The sequence below is a fragment of the Herbaspirillum sp. CF444 genome, assembly GCF_000282135.1.
Taxonomy (GTDB): domain Bacteria; phylum Pseudomonadota; class Gammaproteobacteria; order Burkholderiales; family Burkholderiaceae_D; genus Herbaspirillum.
In genome coordinates this window covers 24650-40442 of record NZ_AKJW01000077.1, presented here as the reverse complement: position 1 = coordinate 40442, position 15793 = coordinate 24650, and the positions used below count along the sequence as shown (strand labels likewise).

At 58.6% G+C, this 15793-nt stretch carries 17 protein-coding genes and 1 tRNA gene; 5 read left to right on the top strand and 13 right to left on the bottom strand.

Going from position 1 to position 15793, the window contains the following annotated elements; translation table 11 throughout:
- Positions 1–25 precede the first annotated feature (25 nt).
- The 13 genes from nuoH to PMI16_RS17340 form a co-directional block, all read right to left on the bottom strand.
- Positions 26–1105 carry an NADH-quinone oxidoreductase subunit NuoH gene (nuoH, locus tag PMI16_RS17400; protein ID WP_007881961.1) on the bottom strand — a complete coding sequence of 360 codons (1080 nt, stop codon included), beginning with the start codon at positions 1103–1105 and terminating at the stop codon, positions 26–28.
- Positions 1105–3441, bottom strand: coding sequence for an NADH-quinone oxidoreductase subunit NuoG (gene nuoG, locus PMI16_RS17395; RefSeq protein WP_007881959.1), 2337 nt, complete (start codon positions 3439–3441; stop codon positions 1105–1107). The genes nuoH and nuoG overlap by 1 nt, the downstream gene beginning before the upstream one ends.
- 122 nt (positions 3442–3563) lie before the next feature.
- A complete protein-coding gene (gene nuoF, locus PMI16_RS17390; protein ID WP_007881957.1) occupies positions 3564–4859 on the bottom strand; it encodes an NADH-quinone oxidoreductase subunit NuoF in 1296 nt (431 codons plus the stop codon).
- On the bottom strand, positions 4856–5347 hold the full coding sequence (gene nuoE, locus PMI16_RS17385; RefSeq protein ID WP_034381088.1) for an NADH-quinone oxidoreductase subunit NuoE: 492 nt from the start codon (positions 5345–5347) through the stop codon (positions 4856–4858). The genes nuoF and nuoE overlap by 4 nt, the downstream gene beginning before the upstream one ends.
- A 100-nt stretch (positions 5348–5447) precedes the next feature.
- Entirely contained in the window at positions 5448–6701 is a 1254-nt protein-coding gene (locus PMI16_RS17380; RefSeq protein ID WP_007881953.1) for an NADH-quinone oxidoreductase subunit D, read from the bottom strand.
- The gene (locus PMI16_RS17375; RefSeq protein ID WP_007881952.1) at positions 6701–7297 is read right to left on the bottom strand and encodes an NADH-quinone oxidoreductase subunit C; all 597 of its coding nucleotides are present in this window, start codon (positions 7295–7297) and stop codon (positions 6701–6703) included. Before PMI16_RS17375 ends, PMI16_RS17380 begins: the two co-directional genes overlap by 1 nt.
- Before the next feature lie 21 nt (positions 7298–7318).
- A complete protein-coding gene (locus PMI16_RS17370) occupies positions 7319–7795 on the bottom strand; it encodes a NuoB/complex I 20 kDa subunit family protein (protein ID WP_007881947.1) in 477 nt (158 codons plus the stop codon).
- A gap of 3 nt (positions 7796–7798) precedes the next feature.
- On the bottom strand, positions 7799–8158 hold the full coding sequence (locus PMI16_RS17365; RefSeq protein ID WP_007881946.1) for an NADH-quinone oxidoreductase subunit A: 360 nt from the start codon (positions 8156–8158) through the stop codon (positions 7799–7801).
- Positions 8159–8287: 129 nt separating this feature from the next.
- A tRNA-Leu gene (locus PMI16_RS17360) sits at positions 8288–8372 on the bottom strand.
- Between the two features lie 109 nt (positions 8373–8481).
- Positions 8482–8856, bottom strand: coding sequence for a preprotein translocase subunit SecG (gene secG, locus PMI16_RS17355; protein ID WP_007881945.1), 375 nt, complete (start codon positions 8854–8856; stop codon positions 8482–8484).
- A 30-nt stretch (positions 8857–8886) separates the two neighbouring features.
- Positions 8887–9648 carry a triose-phosphate isomerase gene (gene tpiA / locus PMI16_RS17350; protein ID WP_081493434.1) on the bottom strand — a complete coding sequence of 254 codons (762 nt, stop codon included), beginning with the start codon at positions 9646–9648 and terminating at the stop codon, positions 8887–8889.
- 107 nt (positions 9649–9755) lie between these two features.
- Positions 9756–10736, bottom strand: a complete 981-nt coding sequence (locus tag PMI16_RS17345; protein WP_007881943.1) for an NAD(P)H-quinone oxidoreductase — start codon at positions 10734–10736, stop codon at positions 9756–9758.
- 46 nt (positions 10737–10782) lie between these two features.
- Complete coding sequence (locus PMI16_RS17340) at positions 10783–11337, bottom strand: winged helix DNA-binding protein (protein WP_007881942.1); 555 nt, start codon at positions 11335–11337, stop codon at positions 10783–10785.
- 164 nt (positions 11338–11501) lie between these two features.
- Here PMI16_RS17340 and pxpB point away from each other — a divergent pair, with 164 nt between their 5' ends.
- From pxpB to PMI16_RS17315, 5 genes are all read left to right on the top strand, one after another.
- Positions 11502–12155: a 5-oxoprolinase subunit PxpB gene (pxpB, locus tag PMI16_RS17335; RefSeq protein ID WP_007881940.1), complete on the top strand. Its 654-nt coding sequence runs from the start codon at positions 11502–11504 to the stop codon at positions 12153–12155.
- Complete coding sequence (locus PMI16_RS17330; RefSeq protein ID WP_007881937.1) at positions 12152–13162, top strand: biotin-dependent carboxyltransferase family protein; 1011 nt, start codon at positions 12152–12154, stop codon at positions 13160–13162. The genes pxpB and PMI16_RS17330 overlap by 4 nt, the downstream gene beginning before the upstream one ends.
- 54 nt (positions 13163–13216) lie before the next feature.
- The gene (pxpA, locus tag PMI16_RS17325) at positions 13217–13957 is read left to right on the top strand and encodes a 5-oxoprolinase subunit PxpA (protein ID WP_007881936.1); all 741 of its coding nucleotides are present in this window, start codon (positions 13217–13219) and stop codon (positions 13955–13957) included.
- 77 nt (positions 13958–14034) lie between these two features.
- The gene (locus PMI16_RS17320; RefSeq protein WP_007881934.1) at positions 14035–14763 is read left to right on the top strand and encodes a DUF969 domain-containing protein; all 729 of its coding nucleotides are present in this window, start codon (positions 14035–14037) and stop codon (positions 14761–14763) included.
- Complete coding sequence (locus PMI16_RS17315) at positions 14760–15746, top strand: DUF979 domain-containing protein (protein ID WP_007881933.1); 987 nt, start codon at positions 14760–14762, stop codon at positions 15744–15746. The genes PMI16_RS17320 and PMI16_RS17315 overlap by 4 nt, the downstream gene beginning before the upstream one ends.
- Positions 15747–15793: the final 47 nt, after the last annotated feature.

The following is a 15793-nucleotide window of genomic DNA, read 5'->3' as shown; positions in this document are numbered from 1 at the left end:
ATTACTTCCGAACTCATTTTCAAATCTACTTCCATATGTTCCACGGGGTCTGCATCCAGGTCGCAACGATGACCAGATACACCAGAGTCAGTGGAATGAATACTTTCCAGCCCAGACGCATGATCTGGTCATAGCGGTAGCGCGGGAACGATGCACGCACCCACACGAACAACGACACCACCAGGAAGGTCTTGATGCCGAGCCAGATCCAGCCCGGGATGAAGTCCAGGATATGAACCGGCGATGCCCAGCCGCCCAGGAACAGCAGCGATGCCAGGATCGAGATCAGGATCATGTTGGCATATTCGGCCAGGAAGAACATGGCGAACGACATGCCCGAGTATTCGATCATGTGGCCCGCAACGATTTCCGATTCGCCTTCGACCACGTCGAACGGATGGCGATTGGTTTCAGCGATGCCCGAGATCACGTAGATCACGAAAATCGGCAGCAGCGACAGCCAGTTCCACGACAGGAAGCTCAGACCGTGATCGGCGAAAAAGCCCTTGCTCTGGCTGGTGACGATATCGATCAGGTTCAGGCTGCCGGAAACCATCAGCACCACGACCAGGCAGAAACCCATCGAAATTTCGTAGGACACCATCTGCGCCGATGCGCGCATCGCGCCGAGGAAAGCGTACTTCGAGTTGGACGCCCAGCCGGCGATGATGACGCCGTAGACTTCCATCGACGTGATCGCCATGACGAACAACAGGCCGGCGTTCACGTTTGCAATTACCGCTTCAGGTCCGAACGGAATCACCGCCCATGCGGCCAGCGCCGGCATGATCGTCATGATCGGCGCGATGAAGAACAGCACCTTGTTGGCGCGCGACGGCGTCGTGACTTCCTTGAAGATCAGCTTGAGGGCGTCGGCGATCGGTTGCAGCAAGCCGGCCGGGCCGACGCGGTTGGGGCCCAGGCGGACGTGCATCCAGCCGATCAGCTTGCGCTCCCAGTAAGTCAGGTAAGCCACGCACAGCAGCAGTGGAACCATCACCACCAGAATCTTGAGCAAGCTCCAGACGAAGGTCCACACATACGGCCATGCCGTCCCCAGATAATTGGGGCCAACTGCATTGATATTGGCAATCAGTTGATCCATTACGCTTTCTCCACAACGATTGCGCCAAACATGCTGCCCAGATTGGCTGTGCTTGCATGGGCTGCCGCTACACGTACGACGTTTTCCGGCAATGTCTTGTCGATATCCGCAGTCAGCAGCGCGCTGCCCTGCCCTTGCTTGACGCTGACGCGGTCGCCTGCAGCGATGCCGAGCTTTTGCGACAAGGCTGCGGACAACCATGCCTTCGGCGCTTGGCCGTCTTGCGTTTGCAGCAGCGCCGGCGAACGGCGTGCGATGGCGTCGGCAAAGTGGATAGGCACGTCGGCGACGCGTTCCAGCGCGCCGTTGGCGGCACCGTTAGTACCGCCATCGGCTTGCAGGCTCAGCTTGGAAACGTTGTTCAGGCGTGCAGCCAGATTGGTTTCGGCGCCGATGACTTCGCTGCGGATAGCTTCCGATGTTTCGTAATCGAAGTTTGTCAGACCCAGCAGGTTGCCCAGCACGCGCAACACCTTCCATGCCGGACGGGCGTCGCCCAGCGGCTTGACGGTGCCGTTGAAGCTTTGCGCGCGGCCTTCGGCATTGACGAAGGTGCCGGAGGTTTCGGTGAACGGCGCGATTGGCAGCAAGACGTCGGCGTAATCCGCGCCGTGCTTGTATGCCGACATGACGACGACCATTTCGGCTTGCTTCAGCGCGGCTGCAGCGGCTTGCGGATCGTGGCTGTCGAGTTCTGGTTCTGCATTCAGCAACAGATAGGCTTTGCGCGGTTGTGCAAAGGCTTGCAGCGCGTTGGCGCCGTCCTTGCCCGGGATCGCGTTGGCCAGGTAACCGCCGACTGTGTTGCCGCCTTCCGTCAGATAGCCGAACTTGGCTCCGGTTTGCTCGGCGATCCATTGTGCGGCGGCGTGCAATTGCGATGCTTGCGGATGTTGCGCGGCGGCGTTGCCCAGCAAGACTGCCTTGGATTCGCCGGACAGCAGGCTGGCGGCTGTTTGCTTGGCCGCTTGCGATGCCTGCACGCCTTCGAAACCGACCGGTGCGGCGACGCCCTTGGCTTGCGCCACGGCGGCAACGACTTCGCTCAGCGCGGACAGCCATGCGGATGGCGCGGCGATGATCTTGTTGGCGATCGGCATCAGCAGATCGTCGTCGGTCGCATGCAGGATGCTGACCTTGGCGCCGCTCTTGACGGCCTGGCGCAGGCGCGCGGTCAGCAGCGGATGATCCTTGCGCAGGAACGAACCGATGATGAAGGCGCGGTTCAGTTGCGAGAATTCGACGATCGACATGCCCAGCCACGGATTGACCTGGTGGTCCAGCGCGAAGTCGGACTGACGCAGGCGGAAATCGATGTTTTCGGACCCCATGCCGCGCACGACTTTTTGCAGCAATGTCAGTTCTTCCAGCGTCGAGTACGGCGTACCCAATGCTGCGATGGCGCCGGCGCCGTGTTCGTGACGAATGTTACGCAGGCCGTGCGCGACGTATTCCAGCGCGACTTGCCATTCGACTTCCTGCCACTTGCCGTCTTGCTTGAGCATAGGCTTGGTCAGGCGCTCTTCGCTGTCCAGCGCTTCGTAGGCAAAACGGTCTTTGTCGGAGATCCAGCATTCGTTGACTTCTTCGTTTTCCAGCGGGAGGACGCGCATGACCTTGCCGCCCTTGACCTGGACGATCAGGTTGGAACCGAGGCTGTCGTGCGGGCTGACCGACTTGCGGCGCGACAATTCCCAGGTACGCGCAGCATAGCGGAACGGCTTCGATGTCAGTGCGCCGACCGGGCACAGGTCGATCATGTTGCCGGACAGTTCGGAGTTGACGGTCTTGCCGACGAATGTGGTGATTTCGGAGTGCTCGCCGCGACCCAGCATGCCCAGTTCCATGACGCCGGCGACTTCCTGGCCGAAACGCACGCAGCGTGTGCAGTGAATGCAACGATTCATTTCCTTCATGGAGATCAGCGGGCCGACGTCCTTGGGAGGAACGACGCGCTTTTCTTCTTCGTAACGCGAAGCCGAGCCACCGTAACCGACGGCCAGATCCTGCAATTGACACTCGCCGCCCTGATCGCAGATCGGGCAATCCAGCGGATGATTGATCAGCAGGAATTCCATGACGCCTTTTTGCGCCTTGACCGCCTTGTCGCTGGCGGTACGGACGATCATGCCGGCGGTCACCGGTGTGGCGCAGGCCGGCAACGGCTTCGGCGCCTTCTCTACGTCGACCAGACACATGCGGCAGTTGGCCGCAATGGATAATTTTTTGTGATAGCAAAAATGAGGAATGTAAGTGCCGACCTTGTTGGCAGCATCCATAACCATGCTGCCTTCTTGCACTTCAACTTTTTTGCCGTCTATTTCGATTTCAACCATGGCTTTTTGCCCAAGCTAAGTATTCTTTTGACCTTGAAGACATGCGCCCTGCGCTGTTGCCGGATGCATGTCTTGCCGCGCTGCTCAACTCTATCGTTTAACTCTGTCGCTCAACTCGCCGATCAGATATAAGCCGGCACCAAGCAGTGTTTATGCTCGATGTGATACTCAAATTCTTCGCGGTAATTCTTGATGAACGCACGCACCGGCATCGCCGCCGCATCGCCCAGTGCGCAGATGGTGCGGCCCTGGATGTTGTCGGCAACCGAATTGAGCACGTCGAGATCTTCCAGCTTGCCGTGGCCGTTTTCGATGCGTTCGACCATGCGGTACATCCAGCCCGTGCCTTCGCGGCATGGCGTGCATTGACCGCAGGATTCTTCGTAGTAGAAGTAAGCCAGGCGCAGCAAGGACTTGACCATGCAACGGGTTTCGTCCATGACGATGACCGCGCCCGAACCCAGCATCGAGCCGGCCTTGGCGATGGCGTCGTAATCCATGGTGGTGTCCATCATGACTTCGCCGCGAATCACGGGAGCGGACGAGCCGCCTGGAATGACCGCCTTGATCTTCTTGCCACCACGCATGCCGCCGGCCAGTTCCAGCAATGTGGAGAATGGCGTGCCGAGCGGAATTTCGTAGTTGCCCGGACGTTCGACGTCGCCCGAGATCGAGAAGATCTTGGTGCCGCCGTTATTCGGCTTGCCGATGTCGGCATAGGCTTGCGCGCCGATCTTGAAGATGAACGGAACGGCTGCGAATGTTTCGGTATTGTTGATCGTGGTCGGCTTGCCGTACAGGCCGAAGCTGGCCGGGAACGGCGGCTTGAAGCGCGGTTGGCCCTTCTTGCCTTCGAGCGATTCCAGCAAGGCGGTTTCTTCGCCGCAGATGTAGGCGCCGTAACCGTGGTGACCGTGCAGCTGGAAGCTGAAGTTGGTGCCGAGGATGTTGTCGCCCAGGAAGCCGGCTGCACGCGCCTCTTCCAGCGCTTCTTCAAAACGCAGGTAGGCGTCGAAGATTTCACCGTGAATGTAGTTGTAGCCGACCGTGATGCCCATTGCGTAACCGCCGATGATCATGCCTTCGATCAGCGCGTGCGGGTTGTAGCGAATGATGTCGCGGTCCTTGAATGTGCCCGGTTCGCCTTCGTCGCTGTTGCAGACCAGGTATTTTTGGCCCGGGAACTGGCGCGGCATGAAGCTCCATTTCAGGCCGGTCGGGAAGCCCGCACCGCCGCGACCGCGCAAGCCCGAAGACTTGAGTTCGGCGATGACTTGTTCAGGAGTGATGTTTTCAGACAGGATGCGCTTGAGCGACTCATAGCCGCCGCGCTTGACGTAATCCGCCAGGTGCCAGTTCTGGCCATCCAGATCCGCCAGAATCAGCGGGTTGATATGACGATCGTGCAGACAAGTCATTTCTTCAGTTCCTCCAGCAGCGCGTCGATCTTGTCGTTCGACATCCAGCTGCACATGCGGTGGTTATTGACCAGCATGACAGGTGCGTCGCCGCAAGCGCCCATGCATTCGCCTTCGACGATCGTGAACTGACCGTCGGCCGTGGTTTCCTTGTAGCCCACGCCGAGCTTGTGCTTCAGATGATGTGCAGCGCGCTCGCCGCCCGACAGCAGGCATGGCAAATTCGTACAGACCGTGATCTTGTGCTTGCCCTGCTGGCGGGTGTTGTACATGTTGTAGAACGTGGCGACTTCCTGCACCGCCACCGCAGGCATGCCGATGTAGTCGGCGATTTCCTGTTGCAGCTCGGCAGGCAGCCAGCCGTGTTCATCCTGGGCGATGCGCAGCGCGGACATGACCGCAGACTGGCGTTGGTCCGCCGGATATTTCGCGAGTTCGCGATCGATTTTCTTTAGAGCGTCTTGACTTAACAGCATATCGTTGGCCATCCGTGCGCATGGTTTTTTGAGAACCCGCGCGGGTTTATCGGACATTCCCCAGAACCTAATGGGTTTTCAAAAACATCCGGTGATCGGCTTTCATCACCGGTTATCGGTCGATCTCACCAAACACAATGTCTTGCGTGCCGATGATGGTTACGGCATCGGCAATCATGTGACCCTTGGCCATTTCGTTCAGACTCGACAAATGCGCAAAACCCGGCGCGCGAATCTTCATGCGGTATGGCTTGTTGGCGCCGTCGGACACCAGATAGATGCCGAACTCGCCCTTCGGATGTTCAACCGCGGCATACGTCTCGCCCGGGGGCACGTGGAAGCCTTCGGTGAACAATTTGAAGTGGTGAATCAGATCTTCCATGTTGGACTTCATGTCCATACGCGGCGGCGGTGCAATCTTGTGGTTGTCGATGATGACCGGGCCCGGATTGTTGCGCAGCCATTCGACGCATTGTTTGATGATGCGGTTGGACTGGCGCATTTCTTCCACGCGCACAAGGTAACGGTCGTAGCTGTCGCCGTTCTTGCCGACCGGGATGTCGAAGTCGAGCAGGTCGTAGACTTCGTACGGTTGCTTCTTGCGCAGATCCCATTCGATGCCCGAACCGCGCAGCATCGGACCGGTGAAGCCCATTGCCAGCGCACGCTCCGGCGAGACCACGCCGATGCCCACCAGACGCTGCTTCCAGATGCGGTTGTCGGTCAGCAGTGTTTCGTACTCGTCGACGTATTTCGGGAAGCGGTTGGTGAAGTCTTCAATGAAGTCCAGCATCGAGCCCTGGCGGTTTTCATTGAGTTGCTTGATGGCCTTGTCGTTGCGCATGATCGATGCCTTGTACTGCGGCATCGTGTCGGGCAGGTCGCGATAGACGCCGCCCGGACGGTAATAGGCGGCATGCATGCGCGCGCCGGAAACGGCTTCGTAGCAATCCATCAGGTCTTCGCGCTCGCGGAAAGCGTACAGCAGCACGCCCATCGCGCCGACGTCCAGACCGTGCGCGCCGATCCACATGAGGTGGTTCAGGAGACGGGTCATTTCGTCAAACATGACGCGGATGTACTGGGCGCGCAGCGGCACTTCGATGCCGAGCAGCTTTTCGATCGCCATGACGTAGGCGTGCTCGTTGCACATCATCGACACGTAGTCGAGACGATCCATGTACGGCACCGATTGCAGATAGGTTTTTTGCTCGGCCAGCTTTTCGGTCGCGCGATGCAGCAGACCGATGTGCGGGTCGGCGCGCTGGATGACTTCACCGTCCAGCTCCAGCACCAGACGCAACACACCGTGCGCTGCAGGATGCTGAGGACCAAAGTTCAGCGTGTAATTTTTAATCTCAGCCATTATTTGATCCCGTAGTTTTCTTCACGAATGACACGCGGCGTAATTTCACGCGGCTCAATCGTTACGGGTTGATAAACCACGCGTTTTTGTTCGGCGTCGTAGCGCATTTCGACGTAACCCGATACCGGGAAGTCCTTGCGGAACGGATGTCCGATGAAACCGTAGTCGGTAAGGATGCGGCGCAAGTCGTCGTGACCATCGAACAAAATGCCGAAGAAATCGAAGGCTTCCCGCTCATACCAGTTCGCCGCGGACCAGATACCGGTCACCGACGCCACCAGCGGCAATTCGTCATCAGGAGCAAAAACACGGACGCGGACGCGCCAGTTGTGGCTGATCGACAGCAGATGGGACACCACGGCAAAACGCGGACCATCCCAGACGCCGTCGCCATACGTGGAGTAATCCACGCCGCACAGGTCGATCAGTTCTTCGAAACGGGTGTCGGCATGATCGCGCAGGACGCGCATCGCCGACAGGTAATCGGCCTGCTTGACCACGATCGTGATCTCGCCCAAAGCCGTTGTCAAATTCTGAAGATACCCCCCAAGCGCATTGCGCAAGGCAGCTTCGAGAGTTTCCAATTTTGTCGTCATTCTGACCCTTCCACTCTCTTCTTAGCGCGCAATGGTATTGGTACGCTTGATCTTGTTCTGCAACTGGATGACGCCGTACAACAATGCTTCCGCTGTCGGCGGGCAACCCGGCACGTACACGTCCACCGGCACGATGCGGTCGCAGCCGCGCACAACGGAATACGAGTAGTGGTAATAACCACCGCCGTTGGCGCAGGAACCCATCGAAATGACCCAGCGCGGCTCGGCCATCTGGTCGTACACCTTGCGCAAGGCCGGCGCCATCTTGTTGCACAGCGTGCCTGCCACGATCATCAGGTCGGACTGACGCGGCGACGGACGGAACACCGCGCCAAAACGATCCAGATCGTAACGCGATGCGCCGGCGTGCATCATTTCAACCGCACAGCAAGCCAGACCAAAGGTCATCGGCCACAGAGAGCCGGTGCGGGTCCAGTTGATTACCTTATCCAGCGAGGTGGTAACAAACCCTTCGTTTAATACGCCTTCAATTGACATGGCTTACTCCCAATCCAGGGCACCCTTTTTCCAGATGTACCAAAAACCGACAACAAATTCGGCGATGAACACCATCATCGTCGTGTAGCCAGACCAGCCCAAGTCGCGCATGGAAACGCCCCAAGGGAAGAAAAATGCAGTTTCGAGATCGAACAGAATGAACAGAATGGCGACGAGGTAATAACGCACATCGAACTTCATGCGCGCATCTTCAAAAGCCTCGAATCCGCATTCGTAGGGAGAAGTCTTTTGCGGGTCAGGCCTGTGGGGGCCAAGCAAACGACCGAGTAACTGAGGAGCGACACCGACACCGATGCCGACTAGGATAAACAATAGAACTGGAAAGTAATTTTCGAGGTTCACGATTAGGCGTAGGTTTGTTGATAGTTTGTGAAATAATTCGCGGAATGATTCTCAATATCAAACAGCTTTTTCCTCGACAAAAAGCCAGCTCGGGATTGTGTCCTTTGCTGGCTTTTCTCAGTATTTCAATGGTGCCGACGACGAGACTCGAACTCGTACAGCTTTCGCCACTACCCCCTCAAGATAGCGTGTCTACCAATTTCACCACGTCGGCTTGAGTCTGCAATTGTAACCCGTTTTGATGCTCTTGTTCAATGCACAATCGCACTAAAACTTCATAAACTGCTTTAAGTTTCGCGCATTATTACACCATGCGCAAAAGACTATTTCGGAATCTGATTTGATTGATCTGCAGGATTCGCAGGCGCCGCGGCCGGCGCGCCCGATGCAGCCGGCGTTGCCGGAATTGCTGCGGCCGGAGCAGGCAGATTATCCATGACGCCGCCGCTTTGCGAAACGTGGTGATTGCCGACGAATGCCAGCGCAAGCGTCGCGATAAAAAAGATCGCAGCTGCAACGCCGGTCGACTTGGACAGGAAGTTGGAAGAACCGGTGGCGCCGAACAAACTACCCGACGCGCCGGAACCGAAAGCAGCCCCCATATCAGCCCCTTTGCCGTGCTGCAGCAACACCAGACCGATGATCGTCAGCGCCGCCAGCACCTGGACCACAACAATAACAGTAAATAAAGTATTCATATAGCCATCTTCAATTTAAAACAACAACGATCAGTTACCTTGGGCAGCCTGGACAATCGCCAGGAAATCCGCCGCCTTCAAGGCCGCACCACCTATGAGACCACCGTCGATATCCGACATGGCCAACAATTCTTTTGCGTTATCCGGCTTCATGCTGCCGCCATACAGAATCTGCACTTTGACCGCGGCGTCAGCATTCCTGGCCGACAATTTCCCGCGCAGTTTCGCATGCACGTCCTGCGCCATCTCCGGCGTCGCCGTCTTGCCGGTGCCGATCGCCCAGACCGGCTCATAAGCCACCACGATCTTTTCGACTTCCGCGGCATCCAGCGCCGCCAGCACCGCATCGATCTGGCGACCGACCACTTCATCGGTCCGATCGGCCTCGCGCTCGGCAAGCGTTTCCCCGACACACACAATCGGCGTCAGACCCGCTTTCAGCGCCGCCACCGCCTTGGCAGCCACGACGGCATCGGTTTCGCCATGATAAGCGCGACGCTCCGAATGGCCGACGATGACATATTGGCAGGCAAACTCCGCCAGCATCGCGCCGGACACTTCGCCGGTGTAGGCACCGCTTGCATGCGCGGAAACGTCTTGCGCCCCCAGCGCCAGCGCAGAACCCGCAACCGCTGCCTGCACTTGCGCCAGATAAGGCGACGGCACGCAAACAGCGACATCGGCCTGCGCACCTGCGACAGCCAAGCCTGTTTTTACGTCGGCGATCAAGGCCGCATTGGCGGCCAGTCCGCCATTCATCTTCCAGTTACCGGCAACTAATTTACGGCGCATAAGAATGAGTATTTTGAATAACCCCGCATTCTATCGCGCCGCGGCAAACCCGGTCAAACCAATAGCCCGGTATTTCCTCATCAGATCTGCCGCTGAAGCAGCGTATTTCAGCTTACTGTCAGCATGATCTTGCCGACATGGGCGCTCGACTCCATCAGTGCATGCGCCTGCGCAGCCTGCGCCAGCGGGAAAGTCCGGTAAATCACCGGCTTCACCTTGCCGTTGGCCAGCAATGGCCACACGCGCTCTTTCAACTGCGCGGCGATATAGGCTTTGAACTCGACCGGACGCGGGCGCAATGTCGAGCCCGTCACCGTCAGACGCCGGCGCAAGATCTGACTCAGATCCAGCTGCCCCTTGGCGCCGCCGAGCAAGGCAATCACTACGAGCCTGCCGTCATCGGCCAGTGTCTTTATCTCGCGCGGCAGATAGTCGCCGCCCACCATGTCCAGAATAACGTCGACGCCGCGCCCTTGCGTTGCCGTTTTGACGACTTCTTCAAAATCCTCGGTGCGGTAGTTGATGCCCAGCTCAGCCCCCAATTCTTCACAGGCGCGGCATTTGTCATCGGAACCGGCCGTGGCGAAGACGCGGTGCCCCAAAGCGGTAGCGATCTGAATCGCCGTGACGCCGATGCCCGAACTGCCGCCCTGGACCAGCAAGGTTTCGCCCGGCGACAGGCGCGCGCGCTCGAATACATTGCTCCATACGGTAAAAAAAGTCTCCGGCAACGCCGCCGCCTGCAATGCAGTCAATCCGGCCGGCACCGGCAGACACTGTGCCAGAGGCGCCGCGCAATATTCGGCGTAACCGCCGCCCTGCACCAGCGCGCAGACCAGATCGCCCTTGCGGAAACCGCTATCGCCCAGTTCGCCGTCGACGATTTCACCCGCCACTTCCAGCCCCGGCAGGTCGGACGCTCCGGGCGGCACCGGATAATTGCCCTGACGCTGGAAAACATCGGGGCGATTCACGCCGGCCGCATGCACCTTGATCAATATTTCGCCGCTTTTCAGTTGCGGCAACGGGCGCTCGCACAATTGCAATACTTCAGGAGCACCGAATTTGGTGATTTCGATGGCCTTCATGTCTGTCCTTTTTTACCTGATTCGCGCACGAACAGCGCCCCGGCCGTCAGAGCGAAGCCGCCGCACGCGCCGCCGTGTCGTACAAGCCGGAAGCGCTGCGCAGCAGTTGGGCCGCCTCGCCGATCGCCTGATTCTGGATACCGCTGTCGACCTGCACCTCGATCAGGCAGCGCTCGCGCACTTCCTTGTATTTCATGCACAGCGCCTGCCCCTCTTCGGTGGTCGAAAACAACAGCTCCTTGCCGGCCTTCTCGCTCTTGACGTAACCGGCCTTGACCAATTTCTTCAGCGCGTAAGTCACAACGTGGGTATCCTCGATATTCAGGACAAAGCAAATGTCGGCAAGTTTCTTCTTCCGCTCGCGGTGGTTCACGTGATGCAACAAAGAGACTTCGATCGCCGTCATGTCTTTTGCACCCGCAGCAAGCATGCAGCGCATCATCCAGCGATTGAACGCATTGCCGGCCATGATCAGGGCATATTCGAGTTCGGACAGCTCGGCGCTGCGCTCGGAAACGAGATGATTCGACGAAACGATTTTGGTCGGCGATTTTTTGGTCACAGCCTTCTCCGGCGTGAATTCTAGGGATTTGTCATTCATAAGCTATTTTCTACATTTTGAAGATATTCGTACATATTCGTACAACCAACGACACTATATAGCAATCTTAAATAAATAATTTATCCATATATTGTTTATACCTTGCTGAAAATGTATGATCCACGGGGATTAACAGGCCCCGCCCACGCACGATCTGGATGACAATGATTCAACCGCAAATTCATTTTTTGGGCGACAGCGCGTTGCTATGCAACCTGCCTTCTCCTGCCACGCTCCCCCATCAGCAACGCATCTGGAGCATCGCCGAACAAGCGGCAGGCTGGCCCGAGGTCAGCGAAGTGGTTCCCGGCATGAACAACCTGACGCTCATCCTTTCCCGGCCGGTAGTTGACATGGATACCGTCTCCCAGCGCATTCTGGCACTGTGGCCGCAAGTCGACGCCAGCCATGTGGCGGGACGCGAAATCGACATTCCGGTCGCCTATGGCGGCAAGGACGGCCCCGACCTGGATATCGTCGCGCGCCATACCGGCTTGTCCACCAAGGAAGTCATCCAACGTCACAGCGACGCCGACTATGTCGTTTATTTCATCGGTTTCATGCCCGGGTTCGCCTACATGGGCGGCCTCGATCCTGCACTGGCCACGCCGCGCCAGGACGAACCCCGCCTGTCCATCCCTGCCGGCTCGGTCGGCATCGGCGGCGAACAGACCGGCATCTATCCGCTCGCGTCGCCCGGTGGCTGGCAACTGATAGGCCGCACCACACTGCCGCTGTTCGATCCGACCCGGACCCCACCAACCCTGCTGCGTCCGGGTGACCGTGTCCGCTTTACCGTGGAGCGCATCGCCAAATGATACAAATCCTCCAACCCGGCATGCTCACTTCAGTGCAAGACCTTGGCCGTCCCGGCCACCGTCAGCTCGGCATCAATCCCGGCGGCGCATTGAACGGCCTGGCGTTGAGTGCCGCCAATCTGCTCGTCGGCAACGCCATAGACGCCGCCGGCCTTGAAATCACCATGGGCGCTTGCGAAATGCGCTTTACCGTCGATACGCGCATTGCACTCGGCGGCGACGACTTCGATGCCCGGCTCGACGGCAAATCAATCACTCCTTACTGGAGCGTGCCGGTTCGCGCCGGTCAGATTTTGAAGCTGGCGCACGCCGGCCCCAACGCCACGCAAGGCATGCGAAGCTATCTGGCCATCGCCGGCGGCATCGACGTTGCAGAAGTCCTCGGCTCGCGCAGCACGGATTTGAAAGCCAACTTCGGCGGTCATGAAGGACGCGCCTTGCGCAAAGGCGATCGCTTGCCCCAAGGACCTGCGACCATGGCAATCGCAGGCCCGGCTTTCGGCGTTCGTTCGCCGGCATGGAGCGGCGTCGGCACACAGACGCAAGACGGCAGCAAGCTGATTCACCTGCGTGTTTTACCTGGCCCTGAATTCGAACAATTCACTATCGCAGCAAAAAATGCGCTGTGGCTCGACAAATGGCGCATCACCCCCAACAGCAACCGCATGGGCTATCGCCTCGAAGGCCCGGAACTCAAACGCAAGCAAAGCCGCGACCTGCTCTCGCATGGCGTAGTACCCGGCGTGATTCAGGTGCCGCCATCGGGCCAGCCTATCATCCTGATGGGCGATGCACAAACCACCGGCGGCTACCCCAAGATCGGCGTCGTCATCCAGGCCGACATGTGGAAGCTGGCGCAAGCGCCTCTGAACGCGCAGTTGCAATTGCAGCCCTGCGATCTGGAACAAGCCTTGCATGCATGGGAAGAACAGCAGGCCTACCTCGAAGGCATCCGGCAGACGCTCGCCGCCCTCGACTGGTCGCGCGCCACGCAATACAAGAAGTAGGCCCGGAAGCAAAAACAAAAGTAACGGCGAGACAAGAAGGAGTAGACAAGGATCATGCAAATCGACCTCAACGCCGACCTCGGAGAAGGTTGCAACAACGACGAGATGCTGCTGACGCTCGTCAGCTCGGCCAATATCGCCTGCGGCTGGCATGCCGGCGACGCCAACACCATGCGCCAGAGCGTGCGCTGGGCGATCAAGAACCATGTCGCCATCGGCGCCCACCCCAGTTTCCCCGATCGCGAAAATTTCGGCCGCAGCGCGATGCAATTGCCGCCGGAAGAAATCATCAGCGGCATGCTGTATCAATTGGGTGCACTGGACGCCATCGTGCGCGCCGAAGGCGGTCGCATGGTGCACGTCAAGCCGCATGGCGCGCTATACAACCAGGCAGCAAAAGACGCCGTGCTGGCCCATGCCATCTGTTGCGCCGTACGCACGTTCAATCCGGAACTGGCGTTATTCGGCCTGGCCGGCGGCGAGCTCATCAACGCGGCCAAACAAGCCGGCCTGACCGCCATTGAAGAAGTCTTCGCCGATCGCGCTTATAACGCCGACGGCAGCCTGGTCAGCCGCACCTTGCCCGGCGCCATGATCGAAGACGAAACGCAGGCCATCGCGCAAACGATTTCACTGGTCAAGGATAAACAAGTCACCGCTCTGGATGGCAGCGTCGTCAAGGTGAATGCGCAAACCGTCTGCCTGCACGGAGACGGTGCGCACGCCCTGGAATTTGCACGCCGGATTCGTGCGCGCCTGAACAGCGAGCACATCGCCATCCGCCCGCCGTCCTGAATTCTTTTTCGTCGTGTTTCGGCTTTTCGTCGTCGGCAGTCAATTAACAACAACCATTCTTACCTGGGAGATAGTCCATGGATAGCTCGATTTTGCTACCGTTGATCGGGATTCCGATCGTCGTTGCAGGCTTCGCACTCCGTTTCAATCCGCTGTTGGTCGTCACCGTTGCAGGCCTTGCCACCGGTCTTTCTGTCGGCATGGATTTCGGCATGCTGCTGGAAACCTTCGGCGAAAAATTCGTCAACAGCCGTTCGCTGGCGACCTTCCTGCTGATCCTGCCGATCATCGGCCTGCTTGAACACTATGGCCTGAAGGAACGGGCTCAAGCCTGGATTTCCAGCATCGCCAGCGCGACCTCGGCGCGCATCCTGATGCTCTACTTCCTGGTGCGTGAAGGTACTGCGGCATTGGGCCTGATCTATCTCGGCGGACAAGCGCAAACGGTACGTCCGCTGCTGGCGCCCATGGCCGAAGGCGCCGCCGTCAGCGCCTACGGCGAAGACCTGCCGCAACATATCCGCGACAAGATCAAGGCGCACTCGGCGGCCTGCGACAACATCGCGGTGTTCTTCGGCGAAGACATCTTCATCGCCTTCGGCGCCGTCTTGCTGATGGACGCCTTCCTCAAGGAAAACGGCATCACCAACATCGAACCGCTGCACATCGGCTTGTGGGCCATCCCGACCGCATTGAGCGCACTGATCATCCACATGTTCCGCCTGACCCGCCTCGACGCCAGCATCCGCCGCGATGTCGATGCATGGAAGAAAACCGACAACAACCAAAACAAGGTGCCGGCATGACAACTCTGATCACCATCAACCGCATCTATTATCTGGTCGGTTTCATCGTCATGCTGCTGGTCGGCATGACGCTCAAGGACAAGGGCAATCCCAAACGCTACACCACGGCCTTGTTCTGGTTCCTGTTCGGCTCGATTTTTCTGTTCGGCGACATCATGGTCGACCAACTGGGCAAATCGCTGGCGTATCGGCTGATCGGCGTCATGGTCATCCTGATCGCATTGATCGCCGGTACCGGCATGCTGTCGACCGGCTCCTATCAGACCTCCACCGACGAAGAGCGCAAGGCGTCGTCGGGCCGTTTCGGCAACTGGCTGTTCTTTCCGGCAGTGCTGATCCCAGTGATCACGGTAGCCTGTACCGTACTGCTCAAGGGCGTTTCGGTCGGCGGCATGTTCCTGCTGGATCAGAAACAACTGACGCTGGCTGCGCTGTGCGTCGCCTGTATCTGCGCGCTGCTGGCAGGCTGGAAACTGACCGGGGGCACGCCTTTGCAAGCGGTGCGTCAATCGCGCCGGTTGGTGGACTCCATCGGCTGGGCGGCGATTCTGCCGCAAATGCTGGCGATGCTGGGCGGCGTGTTCGTCGCGGCAAAAACCGGCAACTCGGTGCAGCAGGTCGTCAGCATGTTCGTCGATCCGGACAACCTGTTCCTGGTGGTGGCGATCTACTGCGTCGGCATGGCCTTGTTTACGATGGTCATGGGCAATGCCTTCGCGGCCTTCCCGGTCATGAGCGCCGGTATCGCGCTGCCTTTCCTGATCGTCGGTCACCACGCAAATCCGGCACCACTGGTTGCCATCGGCATGTACTCCGGTTATTGCGGTACCTTGATGACGCCAATGGCGGCCAACTACAACATCGTCCCCGCGGCGTTGCTTGAGCTCAAGGACAAGTACCAGGTTATCAAGGTGCAAATCCCGACTGCGCTGACGCTGCTGACCGTGAATATTTTCCTCATGTACTTCCTCGCGTTCCGTTAATGCATGCCGCGGCCGGTCGGCTCCCGCCGGTCGCGAACACGCTTCAA

What these genes read in the sequence shown, in the direction of transcription:
- PMI16_RS17340 (WP_007881942.1), bottom strand. Translation starts at nt 11,337, where the DNA reads ATGAATGACAAATCCCTAGAATTCACGCCGGAGAAGGCTGTGACCAAA.
- pxpB (WP_007881940.1), top strand. Translation starts at nt 11,502, where the DNA reads ATGATTCAACCGCAAATTCATTTTTTGGGCGACAGCGCGTTGCTATGC.
- nuoG (WP_007881959.1), bottom strand. Translation starts at nt 3,441, where the DNA reads ATGGTTGAAATCGAAATAGACGGCAAAAAAGTTGAAGTGCAAGAAGGC.
- PMI16_RS17320 (WP_007881934.1), top strand. Translation starts at nt 14,035, where the DNA reads ATGGATAGCTCGATTTTGCTACCGTTGATCGGGATTCCGATCGTCGTT.
- PMI16_RS17330 (WP_007881937.1), top strand. Translation starts at nt 12,152, where the DNA reads ATGATACAAATCCTCCAACCCGGCATGCTCACTTCAGTGCAAGACCTT.
- secG (WP_007881945.1), bottom strand. Translation starts at nt 8,856, where the DNA reads ATGAATACTTTATTTACTGTTATTGTTGTGGTCCAGGTGCTGGCGGCG.
- PMI16_RS17380 (WP_007881953.1), bottom strand. Translation starts at nt 6,701, where the DNA reads ATGGCTGAGATTAAAAATTACACGCTGAACTTTGGTCCTCAGCATCCT.
- PMI16_RS17375 (WP_007881952.1), bottom strand. Translation starts at nt 7,297, where the DNA reads ATGACGACAAAATTGGAAACTCTCGAAGCTGCCTTGCGCAATGCGCTT.
- PMI16_RS17370 (WP_007881947.1), bottom strand. Translation starts at nt 7,795, where the DNA reads ATGTCAATTGAAGGCGTATTAAACGAAGGGTTTGTTACCACCTCGCTG.
- nuoE (WP_034381088.1), bottom strand. Translation starts at nt 5,347, where the DNA reads ATGGCCAACGATATGCTGTTAAGTCAAGACGCTCTAAAGAAAATCGAT.
- nuoH (WP_007881961.1), bottom strand. Translation starts at nt 1,105, where the DNA reads ATGGATCAACTGATTGCCAATATCAATGCAGTTGGCCCCAATTATCTG.
- PMI16_RS17345 (WP_007881943.1), bottom strand. Translation starts at nt 10,736, where the DNA reads ATGAAGGCCATCGAAATCACCAAATTCGGTGCTCCTGAAGTATTGCAA.
- nuoF (WP_007881957.1), bottom strand. Translation starts at nt 4,859, where the DNA reads ATGACTTGTCTGCACGATCGTCATATCAACCCGCTGATTCTGGCGGAT.
- tpiA (WP_081493434.1), bottom strand. Translation starts at nt 9,648, where the DNA reads ATGCGCCGTAAATTAGTTGCCGGTAACTGGAAGATGAATGGCGGACTG.
- PMI16_RS17315 (WP_007881933.1), top strand. Translation starts at nt 14,760, where the DNA reads ATGACAACTCTGATCACCATCAACCGCATCTATTATCTGGTCGGTTTC.
- pxpA (WP_007881936.1), top strand. Translation starts at nt 13,217, where the DNA reads ATGCAAATCGACCTCAACGCCGACCTCGGAGAAGGTTGCAACAACGAC.